Here is a 26896-nt window from a genome sequence, read left to right as displayed (position 1 = left end):
GAGTCCTGTTAACTCATCGACAGAAGTTGGTTAGCCTTGCCCGCGTTTTCGTCCACGCTGCTGATAATCTTCATCTGCATCTCAAAACGACGGGCGCTGGCGATCATGTCGCTCATGGCGGCTACCGGCTTAACGTTGCTGCCTTCCAGAACGCCGGACATCACGCGGATGCTCGGATCGGCCTGTAGCGTGGCACCACGGGTAGCCTGGGCCGCCTGGGTCAGACGGAACATGCCGTCGTCGCCGCGCTGCACCTCTTTGCCTTCCGCTTTGACCAGCTTCAGACGCCCGACGGGGGCAACGGTGTTGGCCGGATCGCCCGGGTTCAGCGCCGAGATGGTACCGTCCGCAGCGATGGTCAGCTCAGAGCCTTCCGGTACGGTCAGCGGGCCCGCTTCACCCATCACCGGATGCCCCTGAATCGTCAGCTGGCCGGTCGCGCTGACCTGGATATTCCCGTTACGGGTATAGCCTTCGCCACCGTCCGCCGTTTGCACTGCCAGCCAGCCGTCCTGCTGCAGAGCAACGTCCAGCGGGCGTGAGGTGTAATCCATCTGCCCTGGCGTCATGTCTGCGCCCGGAGTGGATGCCGCCACCAGCGTACGGGTCGGCAGGGAGAGCCCTTCCACCGGCACCGCGCGCAGCGCATTCAGCTGAGCGCGAAAGCCCGGCGTAGAGGCGTTGGCCAGGTTGCTGGCGGTAACGGCCTGCTGGTTGAGCGTCTGACTTGCCGCGCCCATCGCGGTATATATTGCGTGATCCATTGCGCTTTCCTGTTAGCCGCTTAACGCAGGTTAACCAGCGTGTTGAGGATCTGATCCTGGGTCTTGATGGTCTGCGCGTTCGACTGATAGTTACGCTGCGCGACAATCATGTTCACCAGTTCTTTACTCAGGTCCACGTTAGAGGCTTCCAGCGCGCCGTTGGTCAGCGTGCCGAAGTTACCGGTTCCCGCCGTACCGAGCAGCGCCACGCCGGAGGACTGGGTAGCCGACCAGACGTTATCGCCTTCAGATTTCAGGCCTTCGTTGTTGGCAAAGTTAGCCAGCACGATCTGGCCCAGCACCTGAGTCTGCTCGTTGGAGTAGTTCCCGACGACGGTGCCGTCATCGTTGATCTGATAGCTCACCAGGTCGCCCGGCTTGAAGCCGTTCTGGTTGGTCGCCACGATGTTGTTCGCACCGGTGTTCTGCTGCATGGAGTTAGCAAAACTCATCGCGAAGGTCGCCGGATCCGCACCAGGGATAGTCGCGGTAGTGATGTTGATGTTTCCACCACCAATCAACGTACCGTTGTTATCGAAGGTCAAGGTCGTGGCCACTGCCGCCGTGCTGCCTGCTACGCTGCCGTCCTGGGCATACACTTTCCAGGAGTTAGCCGGGGTCGCATCTTTGACGTAAAACAGGTTCATGTTGTGCGCATTACCCTGGCTATCAAAGACGGTTACCGTACCTTTTTTGTTGTAGGTATCCGGGTTAGCCGGATCGAAGGCGGCGGTCGGTGCGGCATCGGTAGAGTTGAGGTTAATCTGCTGGGAAGCCGTGGTGGTGGACTTCGCGGCCATCAGCGTGGTCGGGATATTAATCGCCTGTGGATTCGCACCGGTCTGAACCGTTGATGGCGTTCCGGCAACCGGATAACCCGTTAATTGCATCCCCTGCATGTTCACCAGGTTACGGTTTTCGTCCAGCTTGAACTGGCCGTTACGGCTGTAGAACACCGAGCCGTTTGCATCGACCATACGGAAGAAACCGTTCTGGCTGATGGCAACGTCCAGGCCACGACCGGTGTTGGTGGTGGTGCCGTCGGTAAAGTCCTGAGTGATGCCCGCAACTTTTACGCCCAGACCCACTTTGGAACCGGCAAACATATCTGCAAAGGACGCAGAACCGGATTTGAAACCATAGGTCGCGGAGTTGGCGATGTTGTTGCCAATGACGTCCAGGTTGGTGGCCGCAGCATTCAGGCCGCTGACCGCTTGAGAAAAGGCCATGACTTACTCCTGATAAGTGTTAAGGCTTAGATAATCTGCCGAACTTCGTCGAGTGTGGTGGTACCGGAGGTACCCAAATCCAGTTTGTTGCCGTCGCCCCCTTTAATCACGCCCTGAACCAGCGCAAACTGCAGCGGCTGCGCCACCAGCTGGGTCGTTCCGTTGCTGGCGCTAATCGCGACTTTGTAGGAGCCATTTGGTGCTTTCGTGCCGTCGGTCAGGCTGCCGTCCCAGGTAAAGGTGTGAACGCCCGCCTTCAGCTCGCCGATGTCGATGGTGCGAACCACGGCGCCGGTTGAGTCGGTGATCGTCGCCGTCACTTTGTCAGCCGCCTGCTGCAGTTCAACGCCGAACGGCGTAGTGGTGGTGGTCGATGTACCGTCGGTGGTGCTGGTGCCCGCAAGGATAGTAGTCCCCGGGATCATCACGCCGTGACCAATCAGGCTTGCCGCCTGCAGGGACTGGGCGCTGTTAATCTGACCGGAGACGGAACCCAGAGTGGTGTTCAGTTTCTCAATGCCGCTCACGGTACTGATCTGCGCAAGCTGCGTGGTCAGTTCGTTGTTCTGCATTGGGTTAGTCGGATCCTGGTTCTTAAGCTGCGCCACCAGCAGCGTCAGGAAGCTGCTCTGCAAATCGGAGGCATTGCTTCCCGTCAGCGAGCTGGAACTTGTCGAACTTTTGGTGTTGTTAACACCCGTGTTCGTCGGATCGTTCACATTTACGGCGATGGACATGCATGTCTCCTTTACTGGCCGAGAGTGAGTGTTTTGAGCATCATGCTCTTCACGGTATTAAGCACTTCGACGTTCGCCTGGTAGCTACGGGACGCCGACATGGAGTTCACCATCTCGCCCACCACGTCCACGTTTGGCATCTTCACGTATCCGTTAGCGTCCGCGAGCGGGTTACCGGGCTCATACACCAGCTTGTCCGGCGCCTGGCTCTCTACCACGTCAGACACCTTCACGCCGCCCGTTGCCGCGCCTGGCGCAGCGTCGACCTGAAACACAACCTGTTTGGCACGATAAGGCTGTCCGTCAGGTCCGGTCACGCTGTCGGCGTTCGCCAGGTTACTGGCGGCCACGTTCAGACGTTTTGACTGGGCGGTTAACGCCGAGCCGGCGATATCAAAAATATTCAGCAAGGCCATTTATCAGTTGCCCCCCTGCAGGACGTTCATCATGCCTTTGATTTGTCCGCCGAGTACGGTCAGGCCCGTCTGGTATTTCAGGCTGTTATCGGCAAACTGCGTACGCTCCCGGTCCATATCCACGGTGTTACCGTCGAGTGAAGGCTGGTCAGGGATGCGATAAAGTAAATCGGTCGCTGGCGCGGTCATCGCCTGAGCGGGAATATGGCGAGAGGATGTCATGGCGAGTGCAACACCCGTTCCTTCGGCACGTCCACGCTCCATCACCTTTTTGAGTTCACTGGAAAAATCAATATCGCGCGCCTGATACCCGGGCGTATCGGCGTTAGCGATGTTGGCGGCTAAAATCTCCTGCCGCTGGGCGCGTAAATTGAGCGCTTCCTGCTGAAAACGTAACGCGGCGTCGAGTTTATCGAGCATGTCTCCTCCGCTGATGGCAAAATTTCAGTTCACAGCTTAAATCTCACCCGGTCTCCCCTATCGACGGAATAAGCACAAAATGCGTCGCTATTTATTCCGTTGATGCAAAACCACTGCAGGTAGAATTCATCCAACTCTGGAAACGGTGGAACTTGCGATGCAAACGTTAAAACGTGGCCTGATGGCAACCTTCTTGCTGTTTAGCCCTCTGGTGAATGCCGGGGATTTACAGGATGCGCTGACCAATTTTTTTGCCCAGAAGCTGGCGGGCTTTAGCGACGACGTTAACGTGACCATCCGCACGCCGCCGAATCTGTATCCGACCTGCGAGCAGCCGTCCTTTAGCGTGACGGGGACCACAAAGCTGTGGGGCAATGTGAACGTCCTGGCACGCTGCGCCAACGAAAAACGCTATTTACAGGTTGCAGTTCAGGCGACGGGCAATTATGTTGTCGCCGCCGTACCCATTGTGCGTGGCAGCGCGCTGCAGGCAAACAGCGTGACGTTAAAGCGCGGGCGTCTGGATCAGCTCCCGCCGCGGACAATGCTGGACATTAACCAGGCACAGGACGCCGTCAGCCTGCGCGACGTCGCGCCGGGCCAGCCGATTCAGCTCTCCATGCTGCGCCAGGCGTGGCGTGTCAAAGCGGGACAGCAGGTGATGGTCGTTGCCAACGGAGACGGCTTTAGCATCAACAGTGAAGGGAAAGCGTTAAACAATGCCGCGGTAGCGCAAAACGCCCGCGTCAGAATGTCCTCAGGCCAGGTGGTGAGCGGAACCGTCGATTCTGATGGGAATATTCTGATTAACCTATAATCTTTTTAAAGATTTCGCGGCGCGTGCCGATAAATATTCCACTAATGATGATGTCAGGCGCAAACGCCGCGAACCCTCGATGAGGACAACACTATGAGCATTGATCGTACATCAGCCCTGAAGCCGGTAAGCGCTGTACAGCCTCGCGAAACGAACGACGCAACTCCTCAGAAAACGCGTCTGGAAAAACCGTCAACGTCTAACAGCACCAGCGTGACCCTGAGCGATGCCCAGGCAAAACTGATGCAGCCAGGCAGCAACGATATCAATATGGAACGTGTTGAAGCGCTGAAAACGGCTATTCGCAACGGTGAGCTGAAAATGGACACCAGCAAAATCGCTGATGCCCTGATTCAGGAAGCACAGAGTTTCTTACAGAGTAACTAACCGTATGAGTCGACTGTCAGAAATACTGGATCAAATGACGGTTGTCCTGAACGACCTGAAAATGGTAATGGACGCTGAACAGCAGCATCTCTCTTCCGGTCACATTAACGGCAGCGCGCTGCAGCGTATTACTGAAGATAAGAGTTCGCTGCTGGCGACGCTGGACTATCTGGAGCAGCAGCGCCGCGCCGAGCAGGATTCGAAGCGCAGCGCCAATGACGATATTGCCGAGCGCTGGCAGACCATTACCGAAAAAACCCAGCATCTGCGCGATCTCAACCAGCATAACGGCTGGCTGCTAGAAGGCCAGATAGAGCGTAATCAGCAGGCGCTTGAGGTGCTGAAGCCGCATAAAGAAACCGGACTGTACGGCGCGGATGGTCAGACGGCGACGGCACGTATTGCGGGTGTAAAAAAGATTTCGATTTGAAGCTTAAGCGACAAATCATGCAGTGGGGAGCACCCTGAGGTGAACTCCCCTTTTGGCGTTTATGCCGTCCGGCGGGTAAATTCTTTCACCTTGAAGCCCAGCACGGCGAGCGTGGCGAAATAGGCTACCACCCCGACGCCCACCACGGCCATCAGCCGCATCAGACGATAAGGCATCGTGCCCAGAGACCACTCCGGCATGACGTACATCATCCCGATGAGTGCCGCAGACATCACCAGCACAGCCACAACCAAACGCGCGAGGAAACTTGCCCAGCCCGGCTGCGGCGTAAAGATATCCTGCTTGCGCAGCTGCCAGTAAAGCAGCCCGGCATTCAGGCAGGCCGCCAGACCAATAGAGAGCGACAGGCCGGCATGCTTCAGCGGGCCGATAAATGCCAGGTTCATCAGCTGCGTCATAATCAGCGTCACAATGGCAATTTTCACCGGCGTTTTAATGTCCTGACGCGAATAGAACCCCGGCGCCAGCACTTTGACGACAATCAGCCCCATCAATCCCACCGAGTAAGCGACCAGCGCGCGCTGGGTCATCGCGGCGTCAAACGCGGTGAATTTACCGTACTGGAACAGCGACACCGTCAGCGGCTTGGCGAGGATCCCCAGCGCTACCGCGCTTGGCAGGGCCAGCAGGAAGCAGAGACGCAGGCCCCAGTCCATCAGGCGGCAGTATTCGTCATGGTTGCCGCTGGCAAAGCTTTTCGACAGCGACGGCAGCAGGATGGTCCCCAGCGCCACGCCCAGCACGCCGGACGGGAACTCCATCAGACGGTCAGCGTAGTACATCCACGAGACGGAACCCGACACCAGGAAAGAGGCAAAGATGGTATTGATGATGAGCGAGATCTGGCTGACGGAGACGCCAAGAATGGCGGGCCCCATCTGCTTAATCACCCGCATCGCCCCGGCATCTTTAAGGTTGATGCGCGGCAGCACCAGCATGCCGATTTTCTTCAGATGCGGCAGCTGATACGCCAGCTGCAGCACCCCGCCCACGGTGACCGCCCAGGCCAGGGCCAGCACCGGCGGGTTGAAGTGCGGCGCGGCGAACAGCGCAAAACCGATCATGCTGACGTTGAGGAACGTCGGCGCAAACGCCGGAACGGAGAAGCGGTTCCAGGTGTTCAGGATCGCCCCCACCAGCGAGGCCAGCGAGATCAGCAGAATATAGGGGAAGGTAATGCGCAGAAGCTGCGAGGTGAGGGCAAATTTATCCGCCGTGTCGGCAAAGCCGGGTGCGGTCACCATAATTACCCAGGGCGCGGCCAGCATACCGACTACCGTCACCACGGCCAGCGCCAGCGTCAACAGCCCGGAGACATAAGAGACAAACACGCGCGTCGCGTCTTCACCCTGCTTGCTTTTATATTCGGCCAGAATGGGCACGAACGCCTGGGAGAACGCCCCTTCAGCAAAAATGCGACGCAGCAGGTTCGGCAGCTTGAACGCGACGAAAAAGGCGTCCGTTGCCATCCCTGCACCAAAGACCCTTGCCACAATGGCATCGCGCGCAAAACCGAGAACGCGAGAGAACATGGTCATCGAGCTGACGGCCGCCAGCGATTTTAATAAGTTCATTAACGTGAATTTCCAGAACCATACGGATTTATAGACCGGGTACGCGCAAGCGCCACCCGGCAAAGCCAACAAGCGGCGCTTAGTCTAACCCGATTTCAACGAATTACTATCCGCAGATGTTACAGCGAGTTATTCACTCATGGCATCGCGCCAGAGCCGTTCCACAATGCGCTGAGCCAGAATGGCCTGCTCGCCGGACGTTTCAGGAACCGTCTGATTTTCCACGCAGGTGATAAAGTGGCGGGCACATCCTGCGAAACCACGCTGCTCCAGAGTGCTTTGCCAGCCGGGGACCGGACGCATCACCACGCCGCTGCCCTTTTCTTCCCGCCACTCGCGCATGTCGGTAACGTCGAACAGCGCGCCGTCGGTCACCGCCTGTACGGATTCCCGCTGGCTGCCCGCGCGGCGGTGCATGCTGGTGGTGACCTGAAGATGCTCAACGGCAAAATGGTGTTCCGCATACACCATCTGCCCCTGCTCGTTGGTGACGAGAGTGCCGCTTTTCAGCTGTGCATTGCCGTTAGTCAGCCACAGCGCGGTGTCCACTACGTGAAGGTAGTCATCGAGAAGGGTAAAGCGCAGATCGTTCGGACCCACGCTGTCGGTGCGGTGCTTGTCCATGCGCAGCGAGGCCATATTGCCGGACTGCGCCTTCAGCTGCTGGTAAAGCGGCGCGAAGCGGCGGTTGAAACCGACCATCAGCGTCAGTTTTTTACGGACCGCCAGCTCAATCAGCCGTTCGGCGTCCTGAACATTTTCCGCCAGCGGTTTATCCACGCAGACGTGAACGCCCGCATTGAGCAGCTCGCTCACTACCTGATAGTGGGTTGCCGTTGAGGTATGCACAAATACCGCATCGCACTCGCGGGCCAGATCCTGAAGCGATGCCGCATAAGGGATACGCCAGGTTTCGCAGATACGTTCTGCCTTTTCTCGGGTAGGTGACCATGCCCCTTGCAGCGTCCAGCCAGACGCGGCGCCCAGTACGGGCAGCCAGGCTTTCTGCGCAATACCGCCCAGCCCCACCACGCCAATGCGTAATTTTTTCACCGTTAGTCTCCCAAATGTGCCAGCAATGCATCCAGCCGCTGTTTCAGCCCGGCCACCTCGTCTTCCAGCGCCTCTACGCGCGCGGCAAGGTCGTCACGGGTTGCAGGGCCCGATTCCGTCGCCACGCTTGTGGCGTTAACATCGCCGCTGAAGAGATGCATATAGCGGCTCTCACGTTTGCCCGGCTCGCGCGCCAGGCGCACCACGTAAGGGCCATCCTCACGCGCGGCCAGCCCTTCCAGGGTCTGCTCGACTTCCTGCATGTCGCTGAACTCATGCATTCGGGAAGCGCGCGTTCGCAGTTCCCCCGGCGTTTGCGCCCCGCGCAGCAGCAGCGTGGTAATGACCGCCACTTCCGCGCTGCTCAGCTTCAGGTCGCCAAATTCGGAGTTACAGAAGCGCTGCTCGTATTTGGTCACGCGGTTGCCGAAGCCGCTGACGGTGCGCAGATAGTGGCGCTTCACCAGCGCATCCAGCACGTCCTGAACCTCATGCTCGCTGAGGTTCATCACCGGCTCGCGGTTGGTCTTCTGGTTGCAGGCCATGGTCACGGCGTTGACAGAGAGCGGATACTGCTCCGGCGTGGTGACCTGTTTTTCGAGTAAGCACCCGATCGCGCGCGCTTCCGTACCGTTTAGCTGATACTTCATCTTTTCTCCTTAACGACCTGCGGTCCAGTCACGGGTGGTTAATGCCGTCAGAACGTGGTCGCGCCACTCTCCGTCTATCAGCAGATAGTCTTTGGCGTAACCCTCTTTCTCGAACCCTAAACGCGCCAGCAAATTGCCGCTGCGCTGATTATGCGGCATGTAGTTCGCCATAATGCGATGGATATGCTGCGTGCGTTGCATATAGCGGATGGCTACCGTTAACGCCTCGTACATCAGCCCCTGCCCCTGCCATTTCTGGCCGATGGAGTAGCCAAGGTAGCAGGCGTGAAACGATCCCCGCACCACGTTTGAAAAATTGGCGATCCCGATAATCTCTTTCTCTTCTGGATCCAGCAGCGCGAAATAAAACGCGCTGCCCTGCTTATGAAATTCAGCGATCATGCTGAGGCGCGCCTGCCAGCCGGAGGGGTAACAATGGCTCTCGTCCCGAACGGGTTCCCAGGGTTTTAAAAACTGGCGATTCTCGGCGTAATAATCCGCCAGACGCCAGGCATCACGCTCATGCACAAGACGAACGACCAGCCTGTCCGTTGTCAGACGCACTTTTGGCACATTACTGCGATAGCCAAACATCAATACCACTCCTTCCCGTCGCTTCAGCTTACCCATTAGCTTTACTATACCTGCGCCTGTGCCGTCTGTGAAAACAGTGACATACCATTTTCACCTCTTTTCACATTTTTCGATGAGAACTCTCTATCAAAGCACCGTTTTGATAAAAAAATATTGTCGCGCCCGGGGGTGGGAAAAAACGCGGCGACACCGCAGAATGTTAGCGTGCTCACCTTCTTATTTTCCCTGGAGGGAAAATGTCCCGCGTATCACAGGCCAGGAGCCTGGGTAAATATTTCCTGCTCGTCGATAACATGCTGGTCGTGCTCGGCTTTTTTGTCGTGTTCCCCCTCATCTCGATCCGCTTTGTCGATCAAATGGGCTGGGCGGCATTGATGGTAGGTATTGCGCTGGGGCTACGTCAGTTTGTCCAGCAGGGTCTGGGCGTCTTTGGCGGCGCGATCGCTGACCGCTTTGGCGCTAAACCGATGATCGTTACCGGTATGCTGCTCCGCGCGGCAGGCTTTGCCACGATGGCGGTTGCCCACGAGCCCTGGCTGCTGTGGTTCTCCTGCTTCCTCTCCGGTATCGGTGGCACCCTGTTTGACCCGCCGCGCACCGCGCTGGTGGTGAAGCTGATTCGTCCCCAGCACCGCGGCCGCTTCTTCTCCATTCTGATGATGCAGGACAGCGCCGGGGCGGTTGTTGGCGCCCTGCTGGGCAGCTGGCTGCTGCAGTACGATTTCCGTCTGGTTTGCGCGGCCGGGGCGGTGCTGTTTATTCTTTGCGCGCTGTTTAACGGCCTCTACCTTCCGGCCTGGAAGCTGTCGACGGTAAAAGCCCCGGTGCGCGAAGGGCTCGGACGCGTCCTGCGCGACAGGCGTTTTGTCACCTACGTGTTGACCCTGACCGGCTATTACATGCTGGCCGTACAGGTGATGCTGATGCTGCCAATCATGGTGAACGATATTGCGGGCACGCCTGCTGCCGTAAAATGGATGTACGCCATCGAAGCCTGCCTGTCGTTAACGCTGCTCTACCCGATTGCCCGCTGGAGTGAACGACGTTTTCGCCTGGAGCATCGCCTGATGGCCGGGCTGTTTCTGATGACGCTGAGCATGATGCCGATCGGTCTGGTAAACACGCTTCAGCAGCTTTTTACGCTGATCTGCACCTTCTACATCGGCTCCATCATTGCCGAGCCCGCCCGCGAAACGCTGAGCGCCTCGCTTGCGGATGCGCGTGCGCGGGGCAGCTATATGGGCTTCAGCCGCCTGGGTCTGGCCTTTGGCGGTGCGCTGGGTTACGCCGGCGGCGGCTGGCTGTTCGATGCCGGCAAAGCGCTGAACCAGCCGGAGCTCCCCTGGATGATGCTCGGCGTGGTGGGTGTCATGACGCTCCTCGCCCTGTGGTGGCAGTTCAGCCAGAAGCGCAGCGCGAGCGGCATGCTCGAGCCTGGCGCGTAGACCTTCCCTCCGGCGGGAGAAAACTCCCGCCTCACTTCTCAGTATTTTCTGCTGGTTTATGCCATTTCACACTGACATACTTGCGAAACAGGACAGAAGCGCCGATTTTTCGTTGAGGAACACTATGAAGAAAATTGTCATTGCCGCCGCATTTATTGTCAGCGGACTGCTGGTGGGCTGTAACCAGCTTACGCAATATACCGTCAGTGAGCAGGAAATTAATCAGGCGCTGGAAAAACATAACAATTTCTCTAAAGACATTGGCGTGCCGGGGCTGGCCGATGCCCACATCGTGCTCACCAATCTCACCAGCCAGATTGGTCGCGAAGAGCCGAATAAAGTCACTCTGGCAGGCGATGCCGCGCTTGATATGACCTCCCTTTTTGGCAATCAGAAAGCCAACATCAAGCTCAAGCTGAAGGCGCTTCCCGTTTTCAACAAAGAGAAGGGGGCGATATTCCTGCAGGAGATGGAAGTGGTCGATGCGCAGGTTTCGCCGGACAAAATGGCACCGGTACTGCAAACCCTGATGCCCTATCTGAACCAGTCGCTGCGAAACTACTTTAACCAGCAGCCGGCGTACGTCTTAAGCGAAGACAAAAGCAAGGGTGAAGCTCTCGCGAAAAAATACGCAAAAGGGATAGAGGTGAAGCCGGGAGAGATCGTTATTCCTTTCACCGATTAACCTGAAGGGCGCTGCGGCGCCCTTTTTTTTACGGAAAAGTGTGCAAACGAAAACGTTTCCGCTTATGATTTGTGTCCGGCAAAAACAGCCATCCTTATGACTGATTCCTGACAAGCCGGAGCTTCCATGACTGCAAAACCCCAGGTTCTTAAAATCCGCCGCCCAGACGACTGGCATATCCATCTGCGTGATGGCGATATGCTGAAAACCGTCGTGCCCTATACCAGTGAAATTTATGGCCGCGCGATTGTCATGCCAAACCTGGTTCCGCCAGTCACCACCGTCGATGCAGCGGTTGCCTACCGCCAGCGCATTCTGGATGCCGTTCCGGCGGGACATGATTTCACCCCGTTGATGACCTGCTACCTGACCGATTCACTGGATCCGAACGAAGTGGAACGCGGGTTTAACGAAGGCGTATTTACGGCGGCGAAACTCTACCCGGCGAATGCCACCACCAACTCCAGCCACGGCGTCACCAGCATTGATGCCATCATGCCGGTGCTGGAGCGCATGCAGAAGCTGGGCATGCCGCTGCTGGTACACGGCGAAGTAACGCATGCGGAGATTGACATCTTCGACCGTGAAGCCCGTTTTATCGAGACCGTGATGGAGCCTCTGCGCCAGCGTCTGCCGGCGCTTAAGGTGGTCTTTGAGCATATCACCACCAAAGATGCGGCAGAGTATGTTCGCGACGGTAACGAGCTGATCGCTGCGACCATTACCCCGCAGCATCTGATGTTTAACCGTAACCATATGCTGGTGGGCGGGGTGCGCCCTCACCTGTACTGCCTGCCGATCCTCAAGCGCAACGTTCACCAGCAGGCGCTGCGCGAGCTGGTCGCCAGCGGATTCACGCGCGCGTTCCTGGGCACGGACTCCGCGCCTCACGCCCGCCATCGTAAAGAGGCTAGCTGCGGCTGCGCGGGCTGTTTCAACGCCCCAACGGCGCTTGCCAGCTATGCAACCGTATTTGAAGAGATGGACGCGCTGGAGCATTTCGAAGCATTCTGCTCCCTCAACGGCCCGCGCTTTTACGGCCTGCCGGTCAATGACACCTTCATTGAACTGGAGCGCAAAGCGAGCCAGGTTGAGGAGTCCATCGCGCTGACGGATGACACGCTGATCCCCTTCCTGGCAGGTGAAACCGTAAGCTGGACGGTAAAACGCTAAAAAATCAACGCCCCTTGTTGTCAAACCGACAATATGCCTGTATAAATAAACAGTATATTACACAGGGGGCATTTATGCGTATTGAAGTCACCATAGCCAAAACTACCGTTCTGCCTGCCGGCGCGCTTGACGCTCTGGCAGGCGAATTATCCCGTCGTATTAACAACACTTTTCCCGACAACGCTGGCGCCGTAACGGTGCGTTACGCCGCAGCGAACAACCTCTCCGTTATGGGTGCCGCAAAAGAAGACAAAGATCGCATCAGCGAAATCCTGCAGGAAACGTGGGAAAGCGCAGACGACTGGTTCATTACCGATTAACACTGCTCCCTCATTGTGTTTTTTGCCGGGTCGCCCCGGCTTTTTTTTGCCTGTAATTTCGATAATTCAAATTAATTCAGCGTCTTCTTAAAAAATCGTGAACGAGATGGTGTTTTATTGTTCGAACAATCCTAAAAAGCAGAAAAATGTGTTGCTACCTGTTTATTTTTCCCGTTGGAACCCTTATTACTTGGTATACTGAAGAAGCTTTCAGAAAAACATGCATTGAACCTCAGAGCCGTTGTCTTCTAACACGCATTTAGGGGGTTATAATGGAAAAGAATAACGAAGTCATCCAGACCCATCCGCTTGTAGGCTGGGATATCAGTACCGTAGATAGCTACGATGCGCTGATGCTGCGTTTGCACTACCAGACCCCAAATCAACTCAACCGTGACGAAGCGGAAGTTGGACAGACGCTGTGGCTAACAACAGACGTCGCCCGTCAGTTTATTTCTATTTTAGAGGCAGGCATTGCAAAAATAGAATCTGGCGACTATCAGGAAAATGAGTATAAACGGCACTAACCGTATGCCCACTTTTCACTCAACAGGCACCCTCGCGGTGCCTTATTTATTTCCCGCTTGTTTGCGCCCGCGTTGTTAATTACTCTGCTAACAAACCGTAAGTTTACGAGATGCATATGAGATACGACTTAATCATTATTGGTAGCGGTTCCGTTGGTTCGGCCGCCGGTTATTACGCAACGCAGGCAGGGCTTAACGTCCTGATGATTGACGCCCACCTGCCGCCTCACAGCGAAGGTAGCCATCACGGCGACACACGCCTCATTCGTCATGCCTACGGCGAGGGGGAGCGCTACGTACCGCTGGTGCTTCGCGCCCAGACGCTTTGGGACGAGCTGGCGAAACAGACTGAAGAGCGCATTTTTGAGCGCACGGGAGTCATCAACCTCGGTCCGGCCCGTTCAGAATTTCTCGCCAACGTCGAACGCAGCGCGAAAGCCTTTAATCTTGACGTTGAGAAGCTGGACGCGACGGCCATTACCTCGCGCTGGCCTGAAATTACCGTCCCGGAGGATTATATCGGCCTCTTTGAAGCCAACTCCGGCGTGCTGTACTGTGAAACGGCGATCAAAACCTGGATCGATCTGGCTGCCAAAGCGGGCTGCGCGCAGCTGTTTAATTGCCCCGTAGAGGCCATTACGCATGATGCAAACGGCGTTACGGTGAAAACCGTAGACGGGGACTATTCAGCTTCCCGCCTGCTGATTAGCGCAGGAACCTGGGTTACCCGCCTTCTCCCGGACCTGCCGATCCAGCCGGTGCGTAAGGTCTTCTCCTGGTTCCAGTCGGACGGGCGCTACAGCGCGCAAAATAAATTTCCGGCGTTTACCGGCGAGTTAGCCAACGGCGATCAGTTCTACGGTTTCCCTTCCGAAAAGGACGCCCTCAAGATTGGAAAACATAACGGCGGGCAGGTCATCTCCTCACCGGAGGAGCGCAAACCGTTTGGCGCCTGCCCGCAGGACGGTTCAGAAGCCTTCTCGTTTCTGCGCAATATTCTCCCAGGCGTCGGTGGCCTGCTTTATGGAGCGGCCTGCACCTATGACAACACGCCGGATGAAGACTTTATCATTGATACGCTGCCGGGCCATGACAACACTATGCTGATTACCGGGCTGAGCGGCCACGGCTTTAAGTTCGCTTCGGTGCTGGGTGAAATCGCCGCGCAGTTTGCCCAGGGTATCCCCCCGCAGTTTGATCTGACGCCGTTCTCACTCTCGCGTTTTAACGGATAATCGGCCACGGGCTCCGGCGGTATCGGGGCCCGTTTTCTTCGTACTCAACCGTGGGGCGTTATGCGCAGGATCGTGGATTTCCTCATCAATAACATTCGCGAGCACTTTATGCTCTATATCTTATTGTGGGCGCTGCTCGCTATCGTTGATGTTATTTACATTGTGTTTTATTGAAAGCGACAGTTGACGTTAACTGACGTTACTTTATGTTTATTTAAGCTTTTTTCTTCTGCTAAATACGTCTTGCACGAAGCCATTGAATTAATCTTGCGGTTCCTTTTCAAAATCGCTGAAATAAATAAAATAAAAATCAATAGTCAATTATTTCAGTTGCAATATCGCGCCTTCCCGTTCATTTTTACCTTTCGGTTAATTTGAAAATGGACATTCTGATGCAATTGCGTAACTCCTCCCGGCGCTACGGAATAATATCCATAAGCTTGCACTGGATATTTGCCATTGCCGTCTATGGTATGTTCGGATTTGGACTCTGGATGGTCACGCTCAGCTATTACGATGGCTGGTATCATCAGGCACCCGAGCTGCATAAAAGCATCGGGGTTCTGCTGATGCTGGGCCTGGTGTTTCGCGTGATCTGGCGACATATTTCTCCACCGCCCGCGCCGCTAAAGACATACGGTAAAATAACCCGCGTCAGCGCCGTCGCCGCGCATATTGCGCTCTACGCGCTGCTCTTTGCCATCTTTATCAGCGGCTATCTCATTTCAACGGCAGACGGCAAACCGATTAGCGTTTTTGGCCTGTTCGAGGTTCCGGCAACGCTCAGCGATGCCGGGGCTCAGGCCGACACGGCAGGCGTCGTTCACCTCTGGCTTGCCTGGAGCGTGGTGATCCTGTCCGTACTGCACGGGCTCGCCGCCCTTAAACACCACTTTATTGATAAAGACGATACGCTTAAGCGCATGCTTGGCCGCTCGTCAGTTGACTCTGGAGCATAAAATGAAAAAACACCTGCTGGGTATCGCCCTCGGATCTCTGTTATTCACCGCCGGTTCTGCCGTGGCGGCTGACTATAAAATTGATAAAGAGGGCCAGCACGCTTTCGTCAATTTCCGCATTCAGCACCTGGGATACAGCTGGCTGTACGGCACCTTTAAAGATTTCGACGGCACATTTACTTTTGACGAGAAAAATCCTGCGGCAGATAAAGTCAATGTGACCATTAATACGAACAGCGTCGACACGAACCATGCTGAGCGCGATAAACACCTGCGCAGCGCAGAGTTCCTGAACGTCACAAAATTCCCACAGGCCACCTTCACCTCTACGGCAGTGAAAAAAGACGGTGATAAGTTGGCTATTACCGGTAACCTCACGCTGAATGGCGTAACCAAACCCGTTACTCTGGATGCGAAATTGATCGGTCAGGGCGACGATCCGTGGGGCGGCAAACGCGCAGGTTTTGAAGCGGCGGGTAAAATTCACCTGAAAGATTTTAATATCACAACGGATTTAGGCCCGGCGTCTCAGGACGTTGAGCTGGTTATTTCCGTTGAGGGTGTGCAGCAGAAGTCGTAACAGATTCGCCCGGCAGGCTTGCGCCGTGCCGGGCGTTATTATCATTCCGGGTCAGGAATTCCCAGTTTGGTATTCAGACGGCCGCGTGATTTATTAAAAATCTTATTGCCGTTTTCACGCCCTGCGCGACGACGTCGCTGCTCTTCTTCCGGCAGGACGCTCTCTTCGCTGCAAAGCTCGCTACAGCAGCCGTTAAACTTCTCGGCACAGGCCGGACACTGGATAAACAGCAGGTGGCAACCGTCGTTTTTGCAGTTGGTGTGGGTATCGCACGGCGCGCCGCACTGGTGGCACTGGGCAATCACATCTTCTGAAATGCGCTCGCCCATACGCTCGTCAAAGACGAAGTTTTTACCGATAAAGCGTACCGGTAAGCCCTGCTCGCGGGCGCGGCGGGCGTACTCGATAATACCGCCTTCAATGTGCCAGACCTTGTTGAACCCATTGTGCTTCATCCACGCGCTGGCCTTCTCGCAGCGGATACCGCCGGTGCAGTACATAACGATTTTTTTATCCTTATGCTCCTGCATCATCTCCACCGCTTTCGGCAGCTGCTCGCGGAAGGTATCGGCCGGAATCTCCATCGCGTTTTCGAAATGCCCCACTTCGTACTCGTAGTGGTTACGCATATCAATGAACACGGCATCCGGATCGTCCAGCATCGCATTCACTTCCGCGGCCTTCAGATATTCGCCGACGTCCGCCGGGTTAAAATCAGGATCGTCAATACCGTCCGCCACGATGCGTTCGCGCACCTTCATGCGCAGCACCCAGAACGATTTCCCATCGTCATCCAGGGCAATATTCAGGCGTAAGCCGTTAAGGGCCGGCTCGAAGTTATAAAGCGCGTCGCGGAACGCATTCACCTTGCTTTCCGGGACGCTAATCTGCGCGTTAATGCCTTCGCGGGCAAGATAGACGCGCCCGAAAACGTTCAGCGCCGTGAAGGCCTGATAAAGCGCATCGCGGGTCGCCTGCGGATCGTCAATGGTGAAGTATTTGTAGAAGGAGATGGTCGTGCGCGGTTCGGTTTCAGCCAACATGCGCGCCTTTAACATCTCATTCGAAACGCGGTTGTGTAACACTGGCATGGTGTACAAGTCCTGCAATCGTCAGAGAGAATGAAAAATCGGTCGGCATCATATAGCAAACAAAACCAATTTACATCCACACAATTTACGCTACATTTCACACACCCTGATGAATCAGGCTTAACAATTACTGCGGTCGTGCAGGTTTCGACGGCAGATATTTTGGCTATGTCTCAAAAAATGCGACAATAGCGAAACAGGACGTTTGAACACAGGAAAGACATGACCCAGTTACCAAAATTTACCGTCGCCCTTTTGCACCCCCGCTATTGGATGACCTGGCTTGGCATTGGCTTTTTATGGCTACTGGTACAGCTTCCCTACCCTGTTATCTTCCGGTTAGGTAAATCATTAGGCCGACTCGCGCAAACGTTTATGAAGCGCCGCGCCCGCATCGCGTATCGTAACCTTGAGCTGTGCTTTCCGCAGATGAGCGAGGCAGAGCGCCATGATATGGTTTCGAAGAATTTCGAATCCGTCGGCATGGGTCTTATGGAGACCGGCATGGCGTGGTTCTGGTCGGACAAACGCATGGCCCGCTGGAGCAAGGTTACAGGCACAGGCATGGAGCCGGTACATACGCTTCAGGCCAATCAGACCGGCGTGCTGCTGATCGGCGTCCATTTTCTGACGCTCGAAATCGGGGCGCGTATGTTTGGCATGCAGGCGCCCGGCATCGGGGTTTATCGTCCTAACGACAACCCGGTTATCGATCTCATCCAGACCAACGGCCGCATGCGCTCCAACAAAAGCATGATCGACCGTAAGGATCTGAAGGGCATGATCCGCGCGCTGAAGTCCGGTGAAGTGGTCTGGTATGCCCCCGATCACGACTATGGCCCACAGGCCAGCGTCTTTGTCCCCTTCTTCGCCGTCGACGAGGCCGCCACCACGACCGGCACCTGGATGCTGGCGCGGATGTCCAAGGCCGCCATCGTTCCCTTTGTTCCCCGCCGTATGCCGGATGGCTCAGGCTACGAGCTGATGATGCTTGAGCCGGAACTCGCGCCGCCGCTGGAAGATGCGGAAACCACCGCGCGCTGGATGAACGGCGTTGTGGAGAAGTGCATCATGCTGGCGCCCGAGCAGTATATGTGGCTGCATCGCCGCTTTAAAACGCGGCCAGAAGGCACGCCGTCCCGCTATTAATCCTCATGCGGCCTTCAGGGCCGCATGCTGTTTTAGCTTTAAAAGCTCCCCCTCATTGCGGCAATCATAACCCAGGCGCATAATTAGCAGGCTTATTACTTCATGCTTCAGGTGCTCTGCACCTCACTATGCGGATTGTTATGTCACCCTCAGATGCCCCCATAAACTGGAAGCGTAACCTCACGGTTGCGTGGCTTGGTTGTTTCCTTACCGGCGCGGCGTTTAGCCTGGTCATGCCTTTCCTGCCGCTCTACGTCGAACAGCTGGGCGTGACGGGCCACGGCGCGCTCAACGTGTGGTCTGGCCTGGTCTTCAGCATCACGTTTCTCTTTTCCGCCATTGCCTCGCCCTTCTGGGGCGGCCTTGCCGACCGTAAGGGACGTAAAATCATGCTGCTGCGTTCGGCGCTGGGAATGGCGATTATCATGGCGCTGATGGGCGTGGCGCAGAACGTCTGGCAGTTCCTGATATTGCGCGCATTGCTGGGCTTGCTGGGCGGATTTATTCCCAACGCGAATGCCCTGATCGCCACGCAAATTCCTCGCCATAAGAGCGGCTGGGCGCTTGGCACGCTCTCAACCGGCGGCGTGAGCGGTGCCCTGCTGGGGCCGCTGGCGGGGGGAATACTGGCGGATAACTACGGCCTGCGCCCGGTCTTTTTCATCACAGCCAGCGTGTTGTTCCTGTGCTTTATTGTCACCCTGGTCTGCATTCGTGAAAAATTTACGCCCGTCGCCAAAAAAGAGATGCTCCATGCCAGAGACGTGCTGACCTCGCTTAAAAATCCCAGACTGGTGCTGAGCCTGTTCGTCACGACATTGATCATTCAGGTGGCAACCGGATCGATTGCCCCTATTCTGACGCTGTACGTTCGCGACCTCGCGGGTAACGTCAGCAATATTGCGTTTATCAGCGGGCTGATTGCCTCCGTGCCCGGCGTGGCGGCGCTGCTTAGTGCGCCGCGGCTGGGGAAGCTGGGGGACCGCGTGGGTCCGGAGAAGATCCTAATCTGTGCGCTGGTCATCTCCGTCCTGCTGCTTATCCCCATGTCGATGGTGCACTCTCCGTGGCAGCTGGGCGTGCTTCGCTTTTTGCTGGGCGCCGCCGACGGGGCGTTGCTGCCCGCGGTGCAGACCCTGCTGGTCTACAACTCCACGAACCAGATTGCCGGGCGTATCTTTAGCTATAACCAGTCGTTTCGCGATATCGGCAACGTCACCGGACCGCTTCTCGGGGCGGGTATTTCCGCCAGCTTCGGTTTTCGCGCCGTCTTTATCGTGACGGCTGGCGTGGTGCTGTTCAACGCGATTTACTCGTGGTTCAGTTTATCCCGCGCGTTACGGCCGGTGACGGAATAAGAAGAAAGCCTGACGGCTTATTTTCGCATTCATACTTGCAGAATCTGATATTCAGCTATTCTTTCCCTGAAACCTTCTGGAAAACAGGGAGACACCAATGACCATGTACGCCACGCTGGAAGAAGCTATTGATGCCGCTCGTGAAGAGTTCCTTGCCGATAATCCCGGCGTTGAGGAAGAAGATGCTGACGTGCAACAACTTAATATCCAAAAATATGTTCTGCAGGATGGGGATATTATGTGGCAGGCCGAATTCTTTGCCGATGAAGGCGAAGAAGGGGAATGTTTGCCGGTCCTGAGCGGTGCTGGTGCACAGGCCGTGTTTGATGGCGACTATGATGAAATTGAGTTACGCCAGGAATGGCTGGAGGAGAATACGCTGCACGAGTGGGATGAGGGCGAATTTCAGCTCGAGCCACCGCTGGATACGGAAGAAGGTCAAACCGCAGCCGATGAATGGGACGAGCGTTAATTTACGCTACTCGTACGGGCCGTGGCTGGCATCGATGGGCAGCAGCAGCGTGTCGAAAATCAGCGAGAACGGCAGATCGAGCACCGTCAGGTAGCGCCATGCGGAATCACGGACATCCCATTTCACGCCCGGGTAATACTGGTTGCCGTGGCCCTGACCTGGAATGGTGCGGCTGATGATGCTGCCGCAGCCGCTTAGCAGGCATGCCATCATGACGACGATGATTATTTTCATCAGTAACCTCTAAAAAAATACCGGCCTCGCAGCCGGTATTTTATTTGGCGGGTGGCGCTTTGCTTAACCGCTTACTTCGCCTTCAGCGCCAGCGGGTTCAGCTTCAGCTCTTTGTAGTAGTTCACCCATGAAGAGTACTTCTCCGGAGCGGACCATACGCGATAGTGAAGCCTTGCCATCGTGACCGGATCGCTCAGCAGCACCAGACGGCGGTCGCGATTGAGTTTTTCCGGGGTCTCGTTAAGCGCCTGCTCAACGTGACGATCGCGGGCAATCTCCAGCACCTGGCTTGCGCGGTGGCGCGCGGTGGCCATCGCTGTCGCCAGAGCGTTGAATGACGGATTAAACACGGCGTGCATAAAGCCATCGTCCAGCGTGCGGTTGCGGTTCTGTTCCAGATAGGTATCGGTATCCACCAGCACCTGCGGCGGGGAATACTCTTCCGGGATCAGGAACAGCTTCCAGCGTTTGGTACGCAGCCCCACCGTTGAACGGCTGGAGATCACGGACACAAACGGCGACAGGATCAGCGAGAAGACAATCGGCGCCAGCCAGAACAGGAAGCGCAGATCCAGCCAGGCCATTCCGGCCGCCCACACCAGACCCAGCAGCAGCTGAGAGCCGTGGCGCATGAAGGCTTCACTCCACGGCGTGGAGTCGTCATCACGCTGCGGTGAGTTCCAGACCACTTCCCAGCCGAGGAACGCACTGACCACAAACACGGTGTGGAACAGCATACGCACCGGCGCCAGCAGCACGGAGAACAGCACTTCCAGCAGCAGTGAAAGGGTCACGCGGAAGAATCCGCCGTACTCTTTCGAGCCTTTGCACCAGATCAGGATGATACTGAGCAGCTTAGGCAGGAACAGCAGCACCATGGTGGAAGCAAACAGCGCAATCGCCAGCTCCGGACGCCACTGCGGCCACACCGGGAACAGCTGGCGCGGTTGCAGGAAGTATTGCGGCTCCGTCAGGGCATGGACGACCTGCAGCGCAGTGGAGAGCGCGAGGAACATAAACCACAGCGGTGCGGAGAGATAGGACATCACGCCCGTCAGGAACACCGCACGGTGAACCGGGTGCATCCCTTTAACAAGGAACAGGCGGAAGTTCATCAGGTTACCGTGACACCAGCGGCGGTCGCGCTTGAGCTCGTCCAGCAGGTTCGGCGGCAGCTCTTCGTACGATCCCGGCAGGTCGTAGGCAATCCAGACGCCCCAGCCAGCACGACGCATCAGCGCCGCTTCCACGAAGTCATGCGACAGAATCGAACCGGCAAACGAACCCTCGCCCGGCAGCGGCGCCAGCGCACAGTGTTCGATGAACGGCTTCACGCGGATAATGGCGTTGTGGCCCCAGTAGTGCGACTCACCCAGCTGCCAGAAGTGCAGACCGGCGGTAAACAGCGGGCCGTAAACACGGGTGGCGAACTGCTGGCAGCGCGCGTACAGGGTGTCCATACCGGACGCTTTTGGCGAAGACTGAATGATGCCCGCGTTCGGGTTAGCTTCCATCAGACGCACCAGACCGCTCAGGCAGTCACCGCTCATGACGGAGTCAGCATCCAGCACGACCATATAGCTGTACTGGTTACCCCAGCGGCGGCAGAAGTCATCGATGTTGCCGCTTTTACGCTTCACGCGACGGCGGCGGCGACGGTAGAAGATCTGCCCTTCGCCCTGCACTTCCGCAATCAGCTCCATCCAGGCTTTTTGCTCTGCAACGCAGATATCCGGGTTGTAACTGTCGCTCAGGATGTAAACGTCGAAATGTTCCGCGTTACCGGTCGCCTTCACGGACTCCCAGGTTGCACGCAGCCCCGCAAATACGCGGTCAACGTCTTCGTTACAGATAGGCATAATCAGCGCGGTGCGGTGCTCGGGATTGAGGGGTTCATCCCCGACCGTTGACGCCGAAATGCTGTACTTGTCCCGTCCCATCAGCAGCTGCAGGAAGCCCATCAGCGCGGTCCAGAAACCGGCCGACACCCAGCAGAAGAGAACCGCGAACAGCAGGAGAATGCCGCTTTGCAGAATGTACGGCAGCAGCTGCATGAAGGAGACCCAGAGATCCTGGCCCATCATGTCGGTCGGGTTGATAAACGCCCAGCCCTGGTAAGGCAGAATGGTTTTCATGTACCAGGTCGCGACAACCGTCTGCGCAAGCGTCAGAAGCAGCAGGATATAGCGGCGAATGGTCCCCACTGTACGCCATTTCTGTTCGGAGGCCTGCTCTTCTTTCGTCAGGCGCGACAGATAGCGCGGCGTGACGTCACGTCCGCGCAGGCGATCCCAGAAGCGGCCAACCGGGTTGGTGCGCCATGGATCGGGGAACATTGAGGAACGCGTCGCCTTCGGCATCGCCTGAAGCTGATCGCGTCCTTCGTCGTCTTTAATCAACTGTCCTTCTGCCAGCGAGTCTGGCCAGGCCTGCTCCAGACGCGCCTTGACTGACCCCAGCGGCGTATCATCATCACGGGAAAACTGACGATGTTCGCCATCCAGCGCGGTATGAACCGCGCGGATGTCGCTCTTAGGCAGCGCCGCTTTTTCGATATCCGTCAGCGGCATGGCATCAATATATTCAGATGTATTATTCATTGGCAGGTAGCTGGTAGCTCCAGGTTTCACTCAGCGGCTGATCTTCACTGACCAGCGCAGCACGCATTTCAGTGGTCTGTTTCGGATCTTTCACTTTCACGCGCAGGGTCAGACGCCAGCCTTTGGTTACCGGGTTGTAACGCACGGTGTTCTCTACGATTTCACCGTTGTCACCGATGCTGGCCTGGGCCGACACCGCAGTATCCGGAGACAGTTTCTTCATATCCTGACCGGTGAAGTCCACGACAAACGCTACCGTACCGTCAGGCTGACGGATCAGGTTAGACTGCTTCACGTCACCCGTAGAGCGGCGAGTCTGCGTCACATACGCGTTATCCGGCGCATGCAGCTTATCTTCGTCGCGGCTGAAGGTAATGGTGTACTTGAAGTTCATCTCTTTACCGGCTTCCGGCAGCTGATCCGGCGTCCAGTATGCGACGATGTTGTCGTTGGTTTCGTCGTTGGTTGGGATTTCAACCAGTTCTACCTTGCCTTTACCCCAGTCACCTTTCGGCGTAACCCAGGCGCTTGGACGCAGGTCATAGCGGTCGTCGAGATCTTCAAAACGAGAGAACTGACGGCCACGTTGCAGCAGGCCAAAGCCCTGCGGATTTTCCATTGCAAAGCTGCTGACCGCCAGATGTTTCGGGTTATTCAGCGGACGCCAGATCCACTCACCGTTACCGGCATGAATAGACAGACCGTTGGAGTCATGCAGTTCCGGGCGGAAGTTGGTTGCCGGAGACGGCTGGTTCGGCCCGAACAGGAACATACTGGTCAGCGGCGCAACGCCCAGTTTGCCCACTTTATCACGCAGGTAAACCTTAGACTGCACGTCAACAACCGTGTCACGACCCGGCATAATCACAAAGCGATAGGCACCGGTTGCACGCGGAGAGTCGAGCAGCGCATAAATAGTCAGACGTTTGTCCGTTGGTTTTGGACGTTCAATCCAGAACTCGCGGAAACGCGGGAACTCTTCACCTGATGGCAGCGCGGTATCAATAGCCAGACCGCGCGCAGAAAGCCCGTACACCTGCCCCGCGCCAATTACGCGGAAGTAGCTGGCGCCAAGCATGCTGACGATTTCGTCGTTTTTATCTTTGCTGTTGATCGGATAAAGGACTTTGAAGCCTGCGAAGCCCAGGTCTTTCACCGTATCTTTGTCGTGTTGCACATTGCCAAAATTGAAGTAATCCGGGCTGTACTTGATCTTGCGTACCGCGGTTGCCGTCACTTCATTGATGGCAACAGGCGTGTCGAAGTACATACCCTGATGATAAAATTCAAGCTTGAACGGGGTTTTAATGTTGTTCCAGTACGCTTTATCGTGGTTGAACTGGATCTGCTGATAGTCCGCATACTTCATGTCGCGGAAAACGGAGGGCAAGTTACTTTTCGGCGCTTCGTAGCTCTTGCCTGCCATCGATTTTGCCTGTTTTGCGACATCGTCGATGTTAAAGGCCAGTGCCGATGAGGTATACAGTGATAACACCACTGCAGCACCCAACCAACGCATTTTCATCATCTGTGGTTTATGTTTCATAATAAGTAAGCACTTCCCCCTTTGTGTGCTTATATCGATCCGATCCATTTTAATGGAAACTCAGGCAATCCGACAACATAATCACTGCTTTGTTCAGCTGCTGGCTCATGGATTAAGCAAATGAAAGAACCCGCTATTCACTTTGCGTGCTTATCCTGGAGACAGTGTGTCGGTCTTGGTGTAGGGTTGGCTTCGAATGTAACCATTATGAGCCTTAGGGATAAGGCGAAAAGTCTGAGAATGCACAACGTTATATGAGCACAACACCGATACAACGGGAATATTTCCTCGACTCGATCCGGGCATGGCTGATGCTATTGGGGATCCCCTTTCATATTTCACTGATTTACTCCAGCCACACGTGGCATGTTAATAGCCAGATGCCCTCCTGGTGGCTGACGCTGTTTAATGACTTTATTCACGCCTTCCGCATGCAGGTGTTTTTTGTTATATCCGGCTATTTTTCGTACATGCTTTTTTTACGCTATCCGCTTAAGCGCTGGTGGAAAGTGCGCGTGGAGCGCGTAGGTATTCCCATGTTAACCGCCATCCCGCTGCTGACGCTGCCGCAGTTCATTATGCTGCAGTACGTTAAGGGCAAGGCGGAGAACTGGCCGAATCTCTCGCCGTATGAAAAGTACAACACGCTGGTCTGGGAGCTGGTGTCTCACCTCTGGTTCCTGCTGGTTCTGGTGGTGCTGACCACGGTCAGTCTGGTGATTTTCAGCCGCCTGCGCCGTCATCTCAGCACGACAGCAGACGCTTTCTTCGCCAACGTCACGCTGGGCAAACTGTCGGTGCTCTTCTTACTGCTGGGGATCGCCTATGCCGCGGTGAGACGCACGCTGTTTATCATCTATCCACCGATACTGAGCGACGGCCTGTTCAATTTTGTGGTGATGCAGTCGCTGTTCTACATTCCGTTCTTTTTAATTGGCGCGCTGGCCTTTATTTATCCGAAGCTTAAAGCGCTGTTTACCACCCCGTCACCGTGGTGCGCGGTGGGTGCGGCCATCGCCTTCGTGGCCTACCTGCTGAACCAGCGCTACGGGAGCGGCGACGCCTGGATGTATGAAACGGAAAGCGTGATTACCATGCTGCTGGGCCTGTGGATGGTGAACGTGGTGTTCGCGCTCGGCCACCGTTTGCTGAACTTTAAGTCCAGCCGCGTGACCTACTTCGTCAACGCCTCACTGTTTATCTATCTGGTGCACCACCCGCTGACGCTGTTCTTCGGGGCGTACATCACGCCGCATATTGCATCCAACACGCTGGGCTTCTTTACCGGGCTGGTGTTTGTGGTGGGGATTGCCGTCGTACTCTATGAGATCCATCTGCGGATCCCTCTCCTGCGTTTCCTGTTTTCAGGAAAACCACAGCCGAAAGCCGCCTGAGAAGCGCGGCGCACTGAGTGCGCCGCCTTTACTTCAGCTTTCCAGCTCCTGTCTGCGCTGGGTCAGAAGCCGCTGATAAAGATGCGTGGTGTCTTCATCAAAGCAGACAAAAATCACCTTCTCTGGCAGCGGTTTGAGTGACAGATAACGGTAGACGGTATCTACAGCGATGGCCGCCGCGGCTGCCTTTGGATAACCATACACGCCGGTGCTGATGGCCGGAAAGGCCATCGTTTTAAAGCCGTTGTCGGCGGCAAGCCGCAGACAGTTCCGGTATGCCTCTTCCAGAAGGCTCGCTTCATGCTGGTCGCCGCCATGCCACACGGGCCCGACAGCATGAATCACCGCTTTAGCAGGAAGGTTGCCCGCCAGCGTAATCACCGCATGGCCCGGAGGGCATTCACCCTGTTGCTGACGCACGATTTTACAGGCTTCCAGTAACTGCGGTCCGGCAGCCCGGTGAATAGCGCCGTCTACGCCTCCTCCCCCCATCAGGGAAGGATTGGCCGCATTGACGATGACATCGACATGAACTGTCGTAATATCGCCATGAATAACTTCAATTTGCGGTTTCATAAAGCCCCTCTGCTGTCCGCTTTTTTATAAGTGTATCGCAGAGGGGTTATTGAGAAAAATGACAGGCATAAAACCGCGCCCACCGACGGGCGCGCACGGGTATTAACGGTACTGGATCTGAACAACCGCGAGCGTTTTTTCAGGATTCAGGTACGTCATATTGACTGTCGCAAGGCTTGAAGCCGTCGACTTGCCGTTCAGCGCATCGTCAAAACTGATCGTACGCGTTTGCATACGGTTTTTTTCAGGGCACGACAGCGCAAGCTGCCGCTGTTGCGGTGTGACTTCACAAGGGTCAGCAACGATTGCACCGCGAAAGTGAATAACACCACCTTCTGCAATAGTGGCTGAATAAGCTGGAGCGATAAAAGCAGAAACGAGCAGGCCCAGACCTGAAATAAGATGAGCAAAATAGTGGGTCACGATATGTACTCCTCAATGAAAATCGTCCATGAGGGGC

The 26896-nt window shown here is 56.0% G+C and carries 31 protein-coding genes; 16 read left to right on the top strand and 15 right to left on the bottom strand.

Annotation, left to right across the window (positions count from 1 at the left end):
• Nucleotides 1-8: 8 nt before the first annotated feature.
• Genes USG84_RS02930 through flgB form a run of 5 tightly spaced genes read right to left on the bottom strand, consistent with a single transcriptional unit; the run spans nt 9 to nt 3566 of the window.
• Nucleotides 9-764, bottom strand: a complete 756-nt coding sequence (locus tag USG84_RS02930) for a flagellar basal body rod protein FlgF (protein WP_045281249.1) — start codon at nt 762-764, stop codon at nt 9-11.
• Nucleotides 765-784: 20 nt separating this feature from the next.
• Entirely contained in the window at nt 785-1993 is a 1209-nt protein-coding gene (flgE, locus tag USG84_RS02925; protein WP_061098580.1) for a flagellar hook protein FlgE, read from the bottom strand.
• Between the two features lie 26 nt (nt 1994-2019).
• Entirely contained in the window at nt 2020-2730 is a 711-nt protein-coding gene (flgD, locus tag USG84_RS02920) for a flagellar hook assembly protein FlgD (RefSeq protein WP_041910524.1), read from the bottom strand.
• An 11-nt stretch (nt 2731-2741) separates the two neighbouring features.
• Nucleotides 2742-3146: a flagellar basal body rod protein FlgC gene (gene flgC, locus USG84_RS02915; RefSeq protein ID WP_013097138.1), complete on the bottom strand. Its 405-nt coding sequence runs from the start codon at nt 3144-3146 to the stop codon at nt 2742-2744.
• A gap of 3 nt (nt 3147-3149) precedes the next feature.
• Entirely contained in the window at nt 3150-3566 is a 417-nt protein-coding gene (gene flgB, locus USG84_RS02910) for a flagellar basal body rod protein FlgB (RefSeq protein WP_008500815.1), read from the bottom strand.
• Between the two features lie 157 nt (nt 3567-3723).
• On the opposite strand from flgB, the gene flgA reads away from it, so the two are divergent.
• From flgA to flgN, 3 genes are all read left to right on the top strand, one after another.
• On the top strand, nt 3724-4383 hold the full coding sequence (flgA, locus tag USG84_RS02905) for a flagellar basal body P-ring formation chaperone FlgA (RefSeq protein ID WP_028012702.1): 660 nt from the start codon (nt 3724-3726) through the stop codon (nt 4381-4383).
• Nucleotides 4384-4476: 93 nt separating this feature from the next.
• Complete coding sequence (flgM, locus tag USG84_RS02900; RefSeq protein ID WP_014883360.1) at nt 4477-4770, top strand: flagellar biosynthesis anti-sigma factor FlgM; 294 nt, start codon at nt 4477-4479, stop codon at nt 4768-4770.
• A 4-nt stretch (nt 4771-4774) separates the two neighbouring features.
• The gene (gene flgN, locus USG84_RS02895) at nt 4775-5200 is read left to right on the top strand and encodes a flagella biosynthesis chaperone FlgN (RefSeq protein WP_061098581.1); all 426 of its coding nucleotides are present in this window, start codon (nt 4775-4777) and stop codon (nt 5198-5200) included.
• Between the two features lie 59 nt (nt 5201-5259).
• Here the strand turns inward: flgN and murJ are convergent, their stop codons facing one another.
• From murJ to rimJ, 4 genes are all read right to left on the bottom strand, one after another.
• Nucleotides 5260-6795: a murein biosynthesis integral membrane protein MurJ gene (gene murJ / locus USG84_RS02890; RefSeq protein WP_061098582.1), complete on the bottom strand. Its 1536-nt coding sequence runs from the start codon at nt 6793-6795 to the stop codon at nt 5260-5262.
• A 129-nt stretch (nt 6796-6924) separates the two neighbouring features.
• Nucleotides 6925-7848, bottom strand: coding sequence for a Gfo/Idh/MocA family protein (locus USG84_RS02885; RefSeq protein ID WP_151413177.1), 924 nt, complete (start codon nt 7846-7848; stop codon nt 6925-6927).
• A gap of 2 nt (nt 7849-7850) precedes the next feature.
• The gene (locus USG84_RS02880; RefSeq protein WP_151413176.1) at nt 7851-8498 is read right to left on the bottom strand and encodes a YceH family protein; all 648 of its coding nucleotides are present in this window, start codon (nt 8496-8498) and stop codon (nt 7851-7853) included.
• A 9-nt stretch (nt 8499-8507) separates the two neighbouring features.
• Nucleotides 8508-9092: a ribosomal protein S5-alanine N-acetyltransferase gene (gene rimJ / locus USG84_RS02875; RefSeq protein ID WP_013097146.1), complete on the bottom strand. Its 585-nt coding sequence runs from the start codon at nt 9090-9092 to the stop codon at nt 8508-8510.
• A gap of 236 nt (nt 9093-9328) precedes the next feature.
• Here rimJ and mdtH point away from each other — a divergent pair, with 236 nt between their 5' ends.
• From mdtH to USG84_RS02830, 9 genes are all read left to right on the top strand, one after another.
• Nucleotides 9329-10537 carry a multidrug efflux MFS transporter MdtH gene (gene mdtH, locus USG84_RS02870; protein ID WP_061098586.1) on the top strand — a complete coding sequence of 403 codons (1209 nt, stop codon included), beginning with the start codon at nt 9329-9331 and terminating at the stop codon, nt 10535-10537.
• Between the two features lie 124 nt (nt 10538-10661).
• A complete protein-coding gene (locus tag USG84_RS02865; RefSeq protein WP_061098587.1) occupies nt 10662-11222 on the top strand; it encodes a lipoprotein in 561 nt (186 codons plus the stop codon).
• A 126-nt stretch (nt 11223-11348) separates the two neighbouring features.
• A complete protein-coding gene (gene pyrC, locus USG84_RS02860) occupies nt 11349-12395 on the top strand; it encodes a dihydroorotase (protein WP_253541545.1) in 1047 nt (348 codons plus the stop codon).
• Nucleotides 12396-12469: 74 nt separating this feature from the next.
• The gene (gene dinI / locus USG84_RS02855) at nt 12470-12715 is read left to right on the top strand and encodes a DNA damage-inducible protein I (protein ID WP_028012694.1); all 246 of its coding nucleotides are present in this window, start codon (nt 12470-12472) and stop codon (nt 12713-12715) included.
• Between the two features lie 272 nt (nt 12716-12987).
• Entirely contained in the window at nt 12988-13242 is a 255-nt protein-coding gene (gene bssS, locus USG84_RS02850) for a biofilm formation regulator BssS (protein ID WP_023299782.1), read from the top strand.
• A gap of 116 nt (nt 13243-13358) precedes the next feature.
• Nucleotides 13359-14477: an N-methyl-L-tryptophan oxidase gene (gene solA / locus USG84_RS02845; RefSeq protein WP_151413175.1), complete on the top strand. Its 1119-nt coding sequence runs from the start codon at nt 13359-13361 to the stop codon at nt 14475-14477.
• A 60-nt stretch (nt 14478-14537) separates the two neighbouring features.
• The gene (locus USG84_RS02840) at nt 14538-14651 is read left to right on the top strand and encodes a YceO family protein (RefSeq protein WP_032644857.1); all 114 of its coding nucleotides are present in this window, start codon (nt 14538-14540) and stop codon (nt 14649-14651) included.
• A gap of 218 nt (nt 14652-14869) precedes the next feature.
• Nucleotides 14870-15436: a cytochrome b gene (locus USG84_RS02835; RefSeq protein WP_151413173.1), complete on the top strand. Its 567-nt coding sequence runs from the start codon at nt 14870-14872 to the stop codon at nt 15434-15436.
• A gap of 1 nt (nt 15437) precedes the next feature.
• Complete coding sequence (locus tag USG84_RS02830; protein ID WP_320738155.1) at nt 15438-16016, top strand: YceI family protein; 579 nt, start codon at nt 15438-15440, stop codon at nt 16014-16016.
• Between the two features lie 41 nt (nt 16017-16057).
• On the opposite strand, the gene USG84_RS02825 is transcribed toward USG84_RS02830, so the two are convergent.
• Nucleotides 16058-17107 (bottom strand): rhodanese-related sulfurtransferase, encoded by a 1050-nt coding sequence (locus USG84_RS02825; protein WP_320738154.1) that lies wholly within the window; start codon nt 17105-17107, stop codon nt 16058-16060.
• A 222-nt stretch (nt 17108-17329) separates the two neighbouring features.
• Between USG84_RS02825 and USG84_RS02820 the strand changes: the two genes are divergently transcribed.
• The 3 genes from USG84_RS02820 (at nt 17330) to USG84_RS02810 (ending at nt 20086) form a co-directional block, all read left to right on the top strand.
• The gene (locus USG84_RS02820; RefSeq protein ID WP_061098593.1) at nt 17330-18256 is read left to right on the top strand and encodes a Kdo(2)-lipid IV(A) acyltransferase; all 927 of its coding nucleotides are present in this window, start codon (nt 17330-17332) and stop codon (nt 18254-18256) included.
• A 140-nt stretch (nt 18257-18396) separates the two neighbouring features.
• Nucleotides 18397-19614, top strand: coding sequence for a multidrug efflux MFS transporter MdtG (mdtG, locus tag USG84_RS02815; RefSeq protein WP_151413172.1), 1218 nt, complete (start codon nt 18397-18399; stop codon nt 19612-19614).
• A gap of 97 nt (nt 19615-19711) precedes the next feature.
• On the top strand, nt 19712-20086 hold the full coding sequence (locus tag USG84_RS02810; protein WP_028012687.1) for a MysB family protein: 375 nt from the start codon (nt 19712-19714) through the stop codon (nt 20084-20086).
• 6 nt (nt 20087-20092) lie between these two features.
• Here USG84_RS02810 and USG84_RS02805 read toward each other — a convergent pair whose 3' ends face one another.
• The 3 genes from USG84_RS02805 to mdoG all read right to left on the bottom strand — a co-directional run bounded on the left by USG84_RS02805 (nt 20093) and on the right by mdoG (nt 24466).
• Nucleotides 20093-20320, bottom strand: coding sequence for a YceK/YidQ family lipoprotein (locus tag USG84_RS02805; protein ID WP_013097162.1), 228 nt, complete (start codon nt 20318-20320; stop codon nt 20093-20095).
• A 71-nt stretch (nt 20321-20391) separates the two neighbouring features.
• Complete coding sequence (gene mdoH, locus USG84_RS02800; protein WP_151413171.1) at nt 20392-22920, bottom strand: glucans biosynthesis glucosyltransferase MdoH; 2529 nt, start codon at nt 22918-22920, stop codon at nt 20392-20394.
• Nucleotides 22913-24466 carry a glucans biosynthesis protein MdoG gene (gene mdoG / locus USG84_RS02795; protein WP_151413170.1) on the bottom strand — a complete coding sequence of 518 codons (1554 nt, stop codon included), beginning with the start codon at nt 24464-24466 and terminating at the stop codon, nt 22913-22915. Before mdoG ends, mdoH begins: the two co-directional genes overlap by 8 nt.
• 254 nt (nt 24467-24720) lie before the next feature.
• Here mdoG and mdoC point away from each other — a divergent pair, with 254 nt between their 5' ends.
• Complete coding sequence (gene mdoC / locus USG84_RS02790) at nt 24721-25860, top strand: glucans biosynthesis protein MdoC (RefSeq protein WP_151413169.1); 1140 nt, start codon at nt 24721-24723, stop codon at nt 25858-25860.
• 33 nt (nt 25861-25893) lie between these two features.
• Here the strand turns inward: mdoC and ymdB are convergent, their stop codons facing one another.
• Nucleotides 25894-26436, bottom strand: a complete 543-nt coding sequence (gene ymdB / locus USG84_RS02785; protein ID WP_151413168.1) for an O-acetyl-ADP-ribose deacetylase — start codon at nt 26434-26436, stop codon at nt 25894-25896.
• 102 nt (nt 26437-26538) lie between these two features.
• On the bottom strand, nt 26539-26859 hold the full coding sequence (locus USG84_RS02780) for a hypothetical protein (protein WP_061098599.1): 321 nt from the start codon (nt 26857-26859) through the stop codon (nt 26539-26541).
• Nucleotides 26860-26896 lie beyond the last annotated feature (37 nt).

Source organism: Enterobacter sp. 168J2 (assembly GCF_034107265.1).
GTDB classification, from domain to species: Bacteria; Pseudomonadota; Gammaproteobacteria; order Enterobacterales; family Enterobacteriaceae; genus Enterobacter; species Enterobacter nematophilus.
Note: the sequence above shows the minus strand (reverse complement) of the source record. Positions and strands in the feature narration are given on the sequence as shown.

What these genes read in the sequence shown, in the direction of transcription:
- flgM (WP_014883360.1), top strand. Translation starts at nt 4,477, where the DNA reads ATGAGCATTGATCGTACATCAGCCCTGAAGCCGGTAAGCGCTGTACAG.
- bssS (WP_023299782.1), top strand. Translation starts at nt 12,988, where the DNA reads ATGGAAAAGAATAACGAAGTCATCCAGACCCATCCGCTTGTAGGCTGG.
- dinI (WP_028012694.1), top strand. Translation starts at nt 12,470, where the DNA reads ATGCGTATTGAAGTCACCATAGCCAAAACTACCGTTCTGCCTGCCGGC.
- USG84_RS02840 (WP_032644857.1), top strand. Translation starts at nt 14,538, where the DNA reads ATGCGCAGGATCGTGGATTTCCTCATCAATAACATTCGCGAGCACTTT.
- mdoH (WP_151413171.1), bottom strand. Translation starts at nt 22,920, where the DNA reads ATGAATAATACATCTGAATATATTGATGCCATGCCGCTGACGGATATC.
- flgC (WP_013097138.1), bottom strand. Translation starts at nt 3,146, where the DNA reads ATGGCCTTGCTGAATATTTTTGATATCGCCGGCTCGGCGTTAACCGCC.
- USG84_RS02865 (WP_061098587.1), top strand. Translation starts at nt 10,662, where the DNA reads ATGAAGAAAATTGTCATTGCCGCCGCATTTATTGTCAGCGGACTGCTG.
- murJ (WP_061098582.1), bottom strand. Translation starts at nt 6,795, where the DNA reads ATGAACTTATTAAAATCGCTGGCGGCCGTCAGCTCGATGACCATGTTC.
- solA (WP_151413175.1), top strand. Translation starts at nt 13,359, where the DNA reads ATGAGATACGACTTAATCATTATTGGTAGCGGTTCCGTTGGTTCGGCC.
- USG84_RS02820 (WP_061098593.1), top strand. Translation starts at nt 17,330, where the DNA reads ATGACCCAGTTACCAAAATTTACCGTCGCCCTTTTGCACCCCCGCTAT.
- USG84_RS02930 (WP_045281249.1), bottom strand. Translation starts at nt 764, where the DNA reads ATGGATCACGCAATATATACCGCGATGGGCGCGGCAAGTCAGACGCTC.
- USG84_RS02810 (WP_028012687.1), top strand. Translation starts at nt 19,712, where the DNA reads ATGACCATGTACGCCACGCTGGAAGAAGCTATTGATGCCGCTCGTGAA.
- flgD (WP_041910524.1), bottom strand. Translation starts at nt 2,730, where the DNA reads ATGTCCATCGCCGTAAATGTGAACGATCCGACGAACACGGGTGTTAAC.
- flgN (WP_061098581.1), top strand. Translation starts at nt 4,775, where the DNA reads ATGAGTCGACTGTCAGAAATACTGGATCAAATGACGGTTGTCCTGAAC.
- flgA (WP_028012702.1), top strand. Translation starts at nt 3,724, where the DNA reads ATGCAAACGTTAAAACGTGGCCTGATGGCAACCTTCTTGCTGTTTAGC.
- USG84_RS02805 (WP_013097162.1), bottom strand. Translation starts at nt 20,320, where the DNA reads ATGAAAATAATCATCGTCGTCATGATGGCATGCCTGCTAAGCGGCTGC.
- mdoG (WP_151413170.1), bottom strand. Translation starts at nt 24,466, where the DNA reads ATGAAACATAAACCACAGATGATGAAAATGCGTTGGTTGGGTGCTGCA.
- rimJ (WP_013097146.1), bottom strand. Translation starts at nt 9,092, where the DNA reads ATGTTTGGCTATCGCAGTAATGTGCCAAAAGTGCGTCTGACAACGGAC.
- flgB (WP_008500815.1), bottom strand. Translation starts at nt 3,566, where the DNA reads ATGCTCGATAAACTCGACGCCGCGTTACGTTTTCAGCAGGAAGCGCTC.
- ymdB (WP_151413168.1), bottom strand. Translation starts at nt 26,436, where the DNA reads ATGAAACCGCAAATTGAAGTTATTCATGGCGATATTACGACAGTTCAT.
- mdtH (WP_061098586.1), top strand. Translation starts at nt 9,329, where the DNA reads ATGTCCCGCGTATCACAGGCCAGGAGCCTGGGTAAATATTTCCTGCTC.
- USG84_RS02830 (WP_320738155.1), top strand. Translation starts at nt 15,438, where the DNA reads ATGAAAAAACACCTGCTGGGTATCGCCCTCGGATCTCTGTTATTCACC.
- mdtG (WP_151413172.1), top strand. Translation starts at nt 18,397, where the DNA reads ATGTCACCCTCAGATGCCCCCATAAACTGGAAGCGTAACCTCACGGTT.
- mdoC (WP_151413169.1), top strand. Translation starts at nt 24,721, where the DNA reads ATGAGCACAACACCGATACAACGGGAATATTTCCTCGACTCGATCCGG.
- USG84_RS02825 (WP_320738154.1), bottom strand. Translation starts at nt 17,107, where the DNA reads ATGCCAGTGTTACACAACCGCGTTTCGAATGAGATGTTAAAGGCGCGC.
- pyrC (WP_253541545.1), top strand. Translation starts at nt 11,349, where the DNA reads ATGACTGCAAAACCCCAGGTTCTTAAAATCCGCCGCCCAGACGACTGG.
- USG84_RS02880 (WP_151413176.1), bottom strand. Translation starts at nt 8,498, where the DNA reads ATGAAGTATCAGCTAAACGGTACGGAAGCGCGCGCGATCGGGTGCTTA.
- flgE (WP_061098580.1), bottom strand. Translation starts at nt 1,993, where the DNA reads ATGGCCTTTTCTCAAGCGGTCAGCGGCCTGAATGCTGCGGCCACCAAC.
- USG84_RS02835 (WP_151413173.1), top strand. Translation starts at nt 14,870, where the DNA reads ATGCAATTGCGTAACTCCTCCCGGCGCTACGGAATAATATCCATAAGC.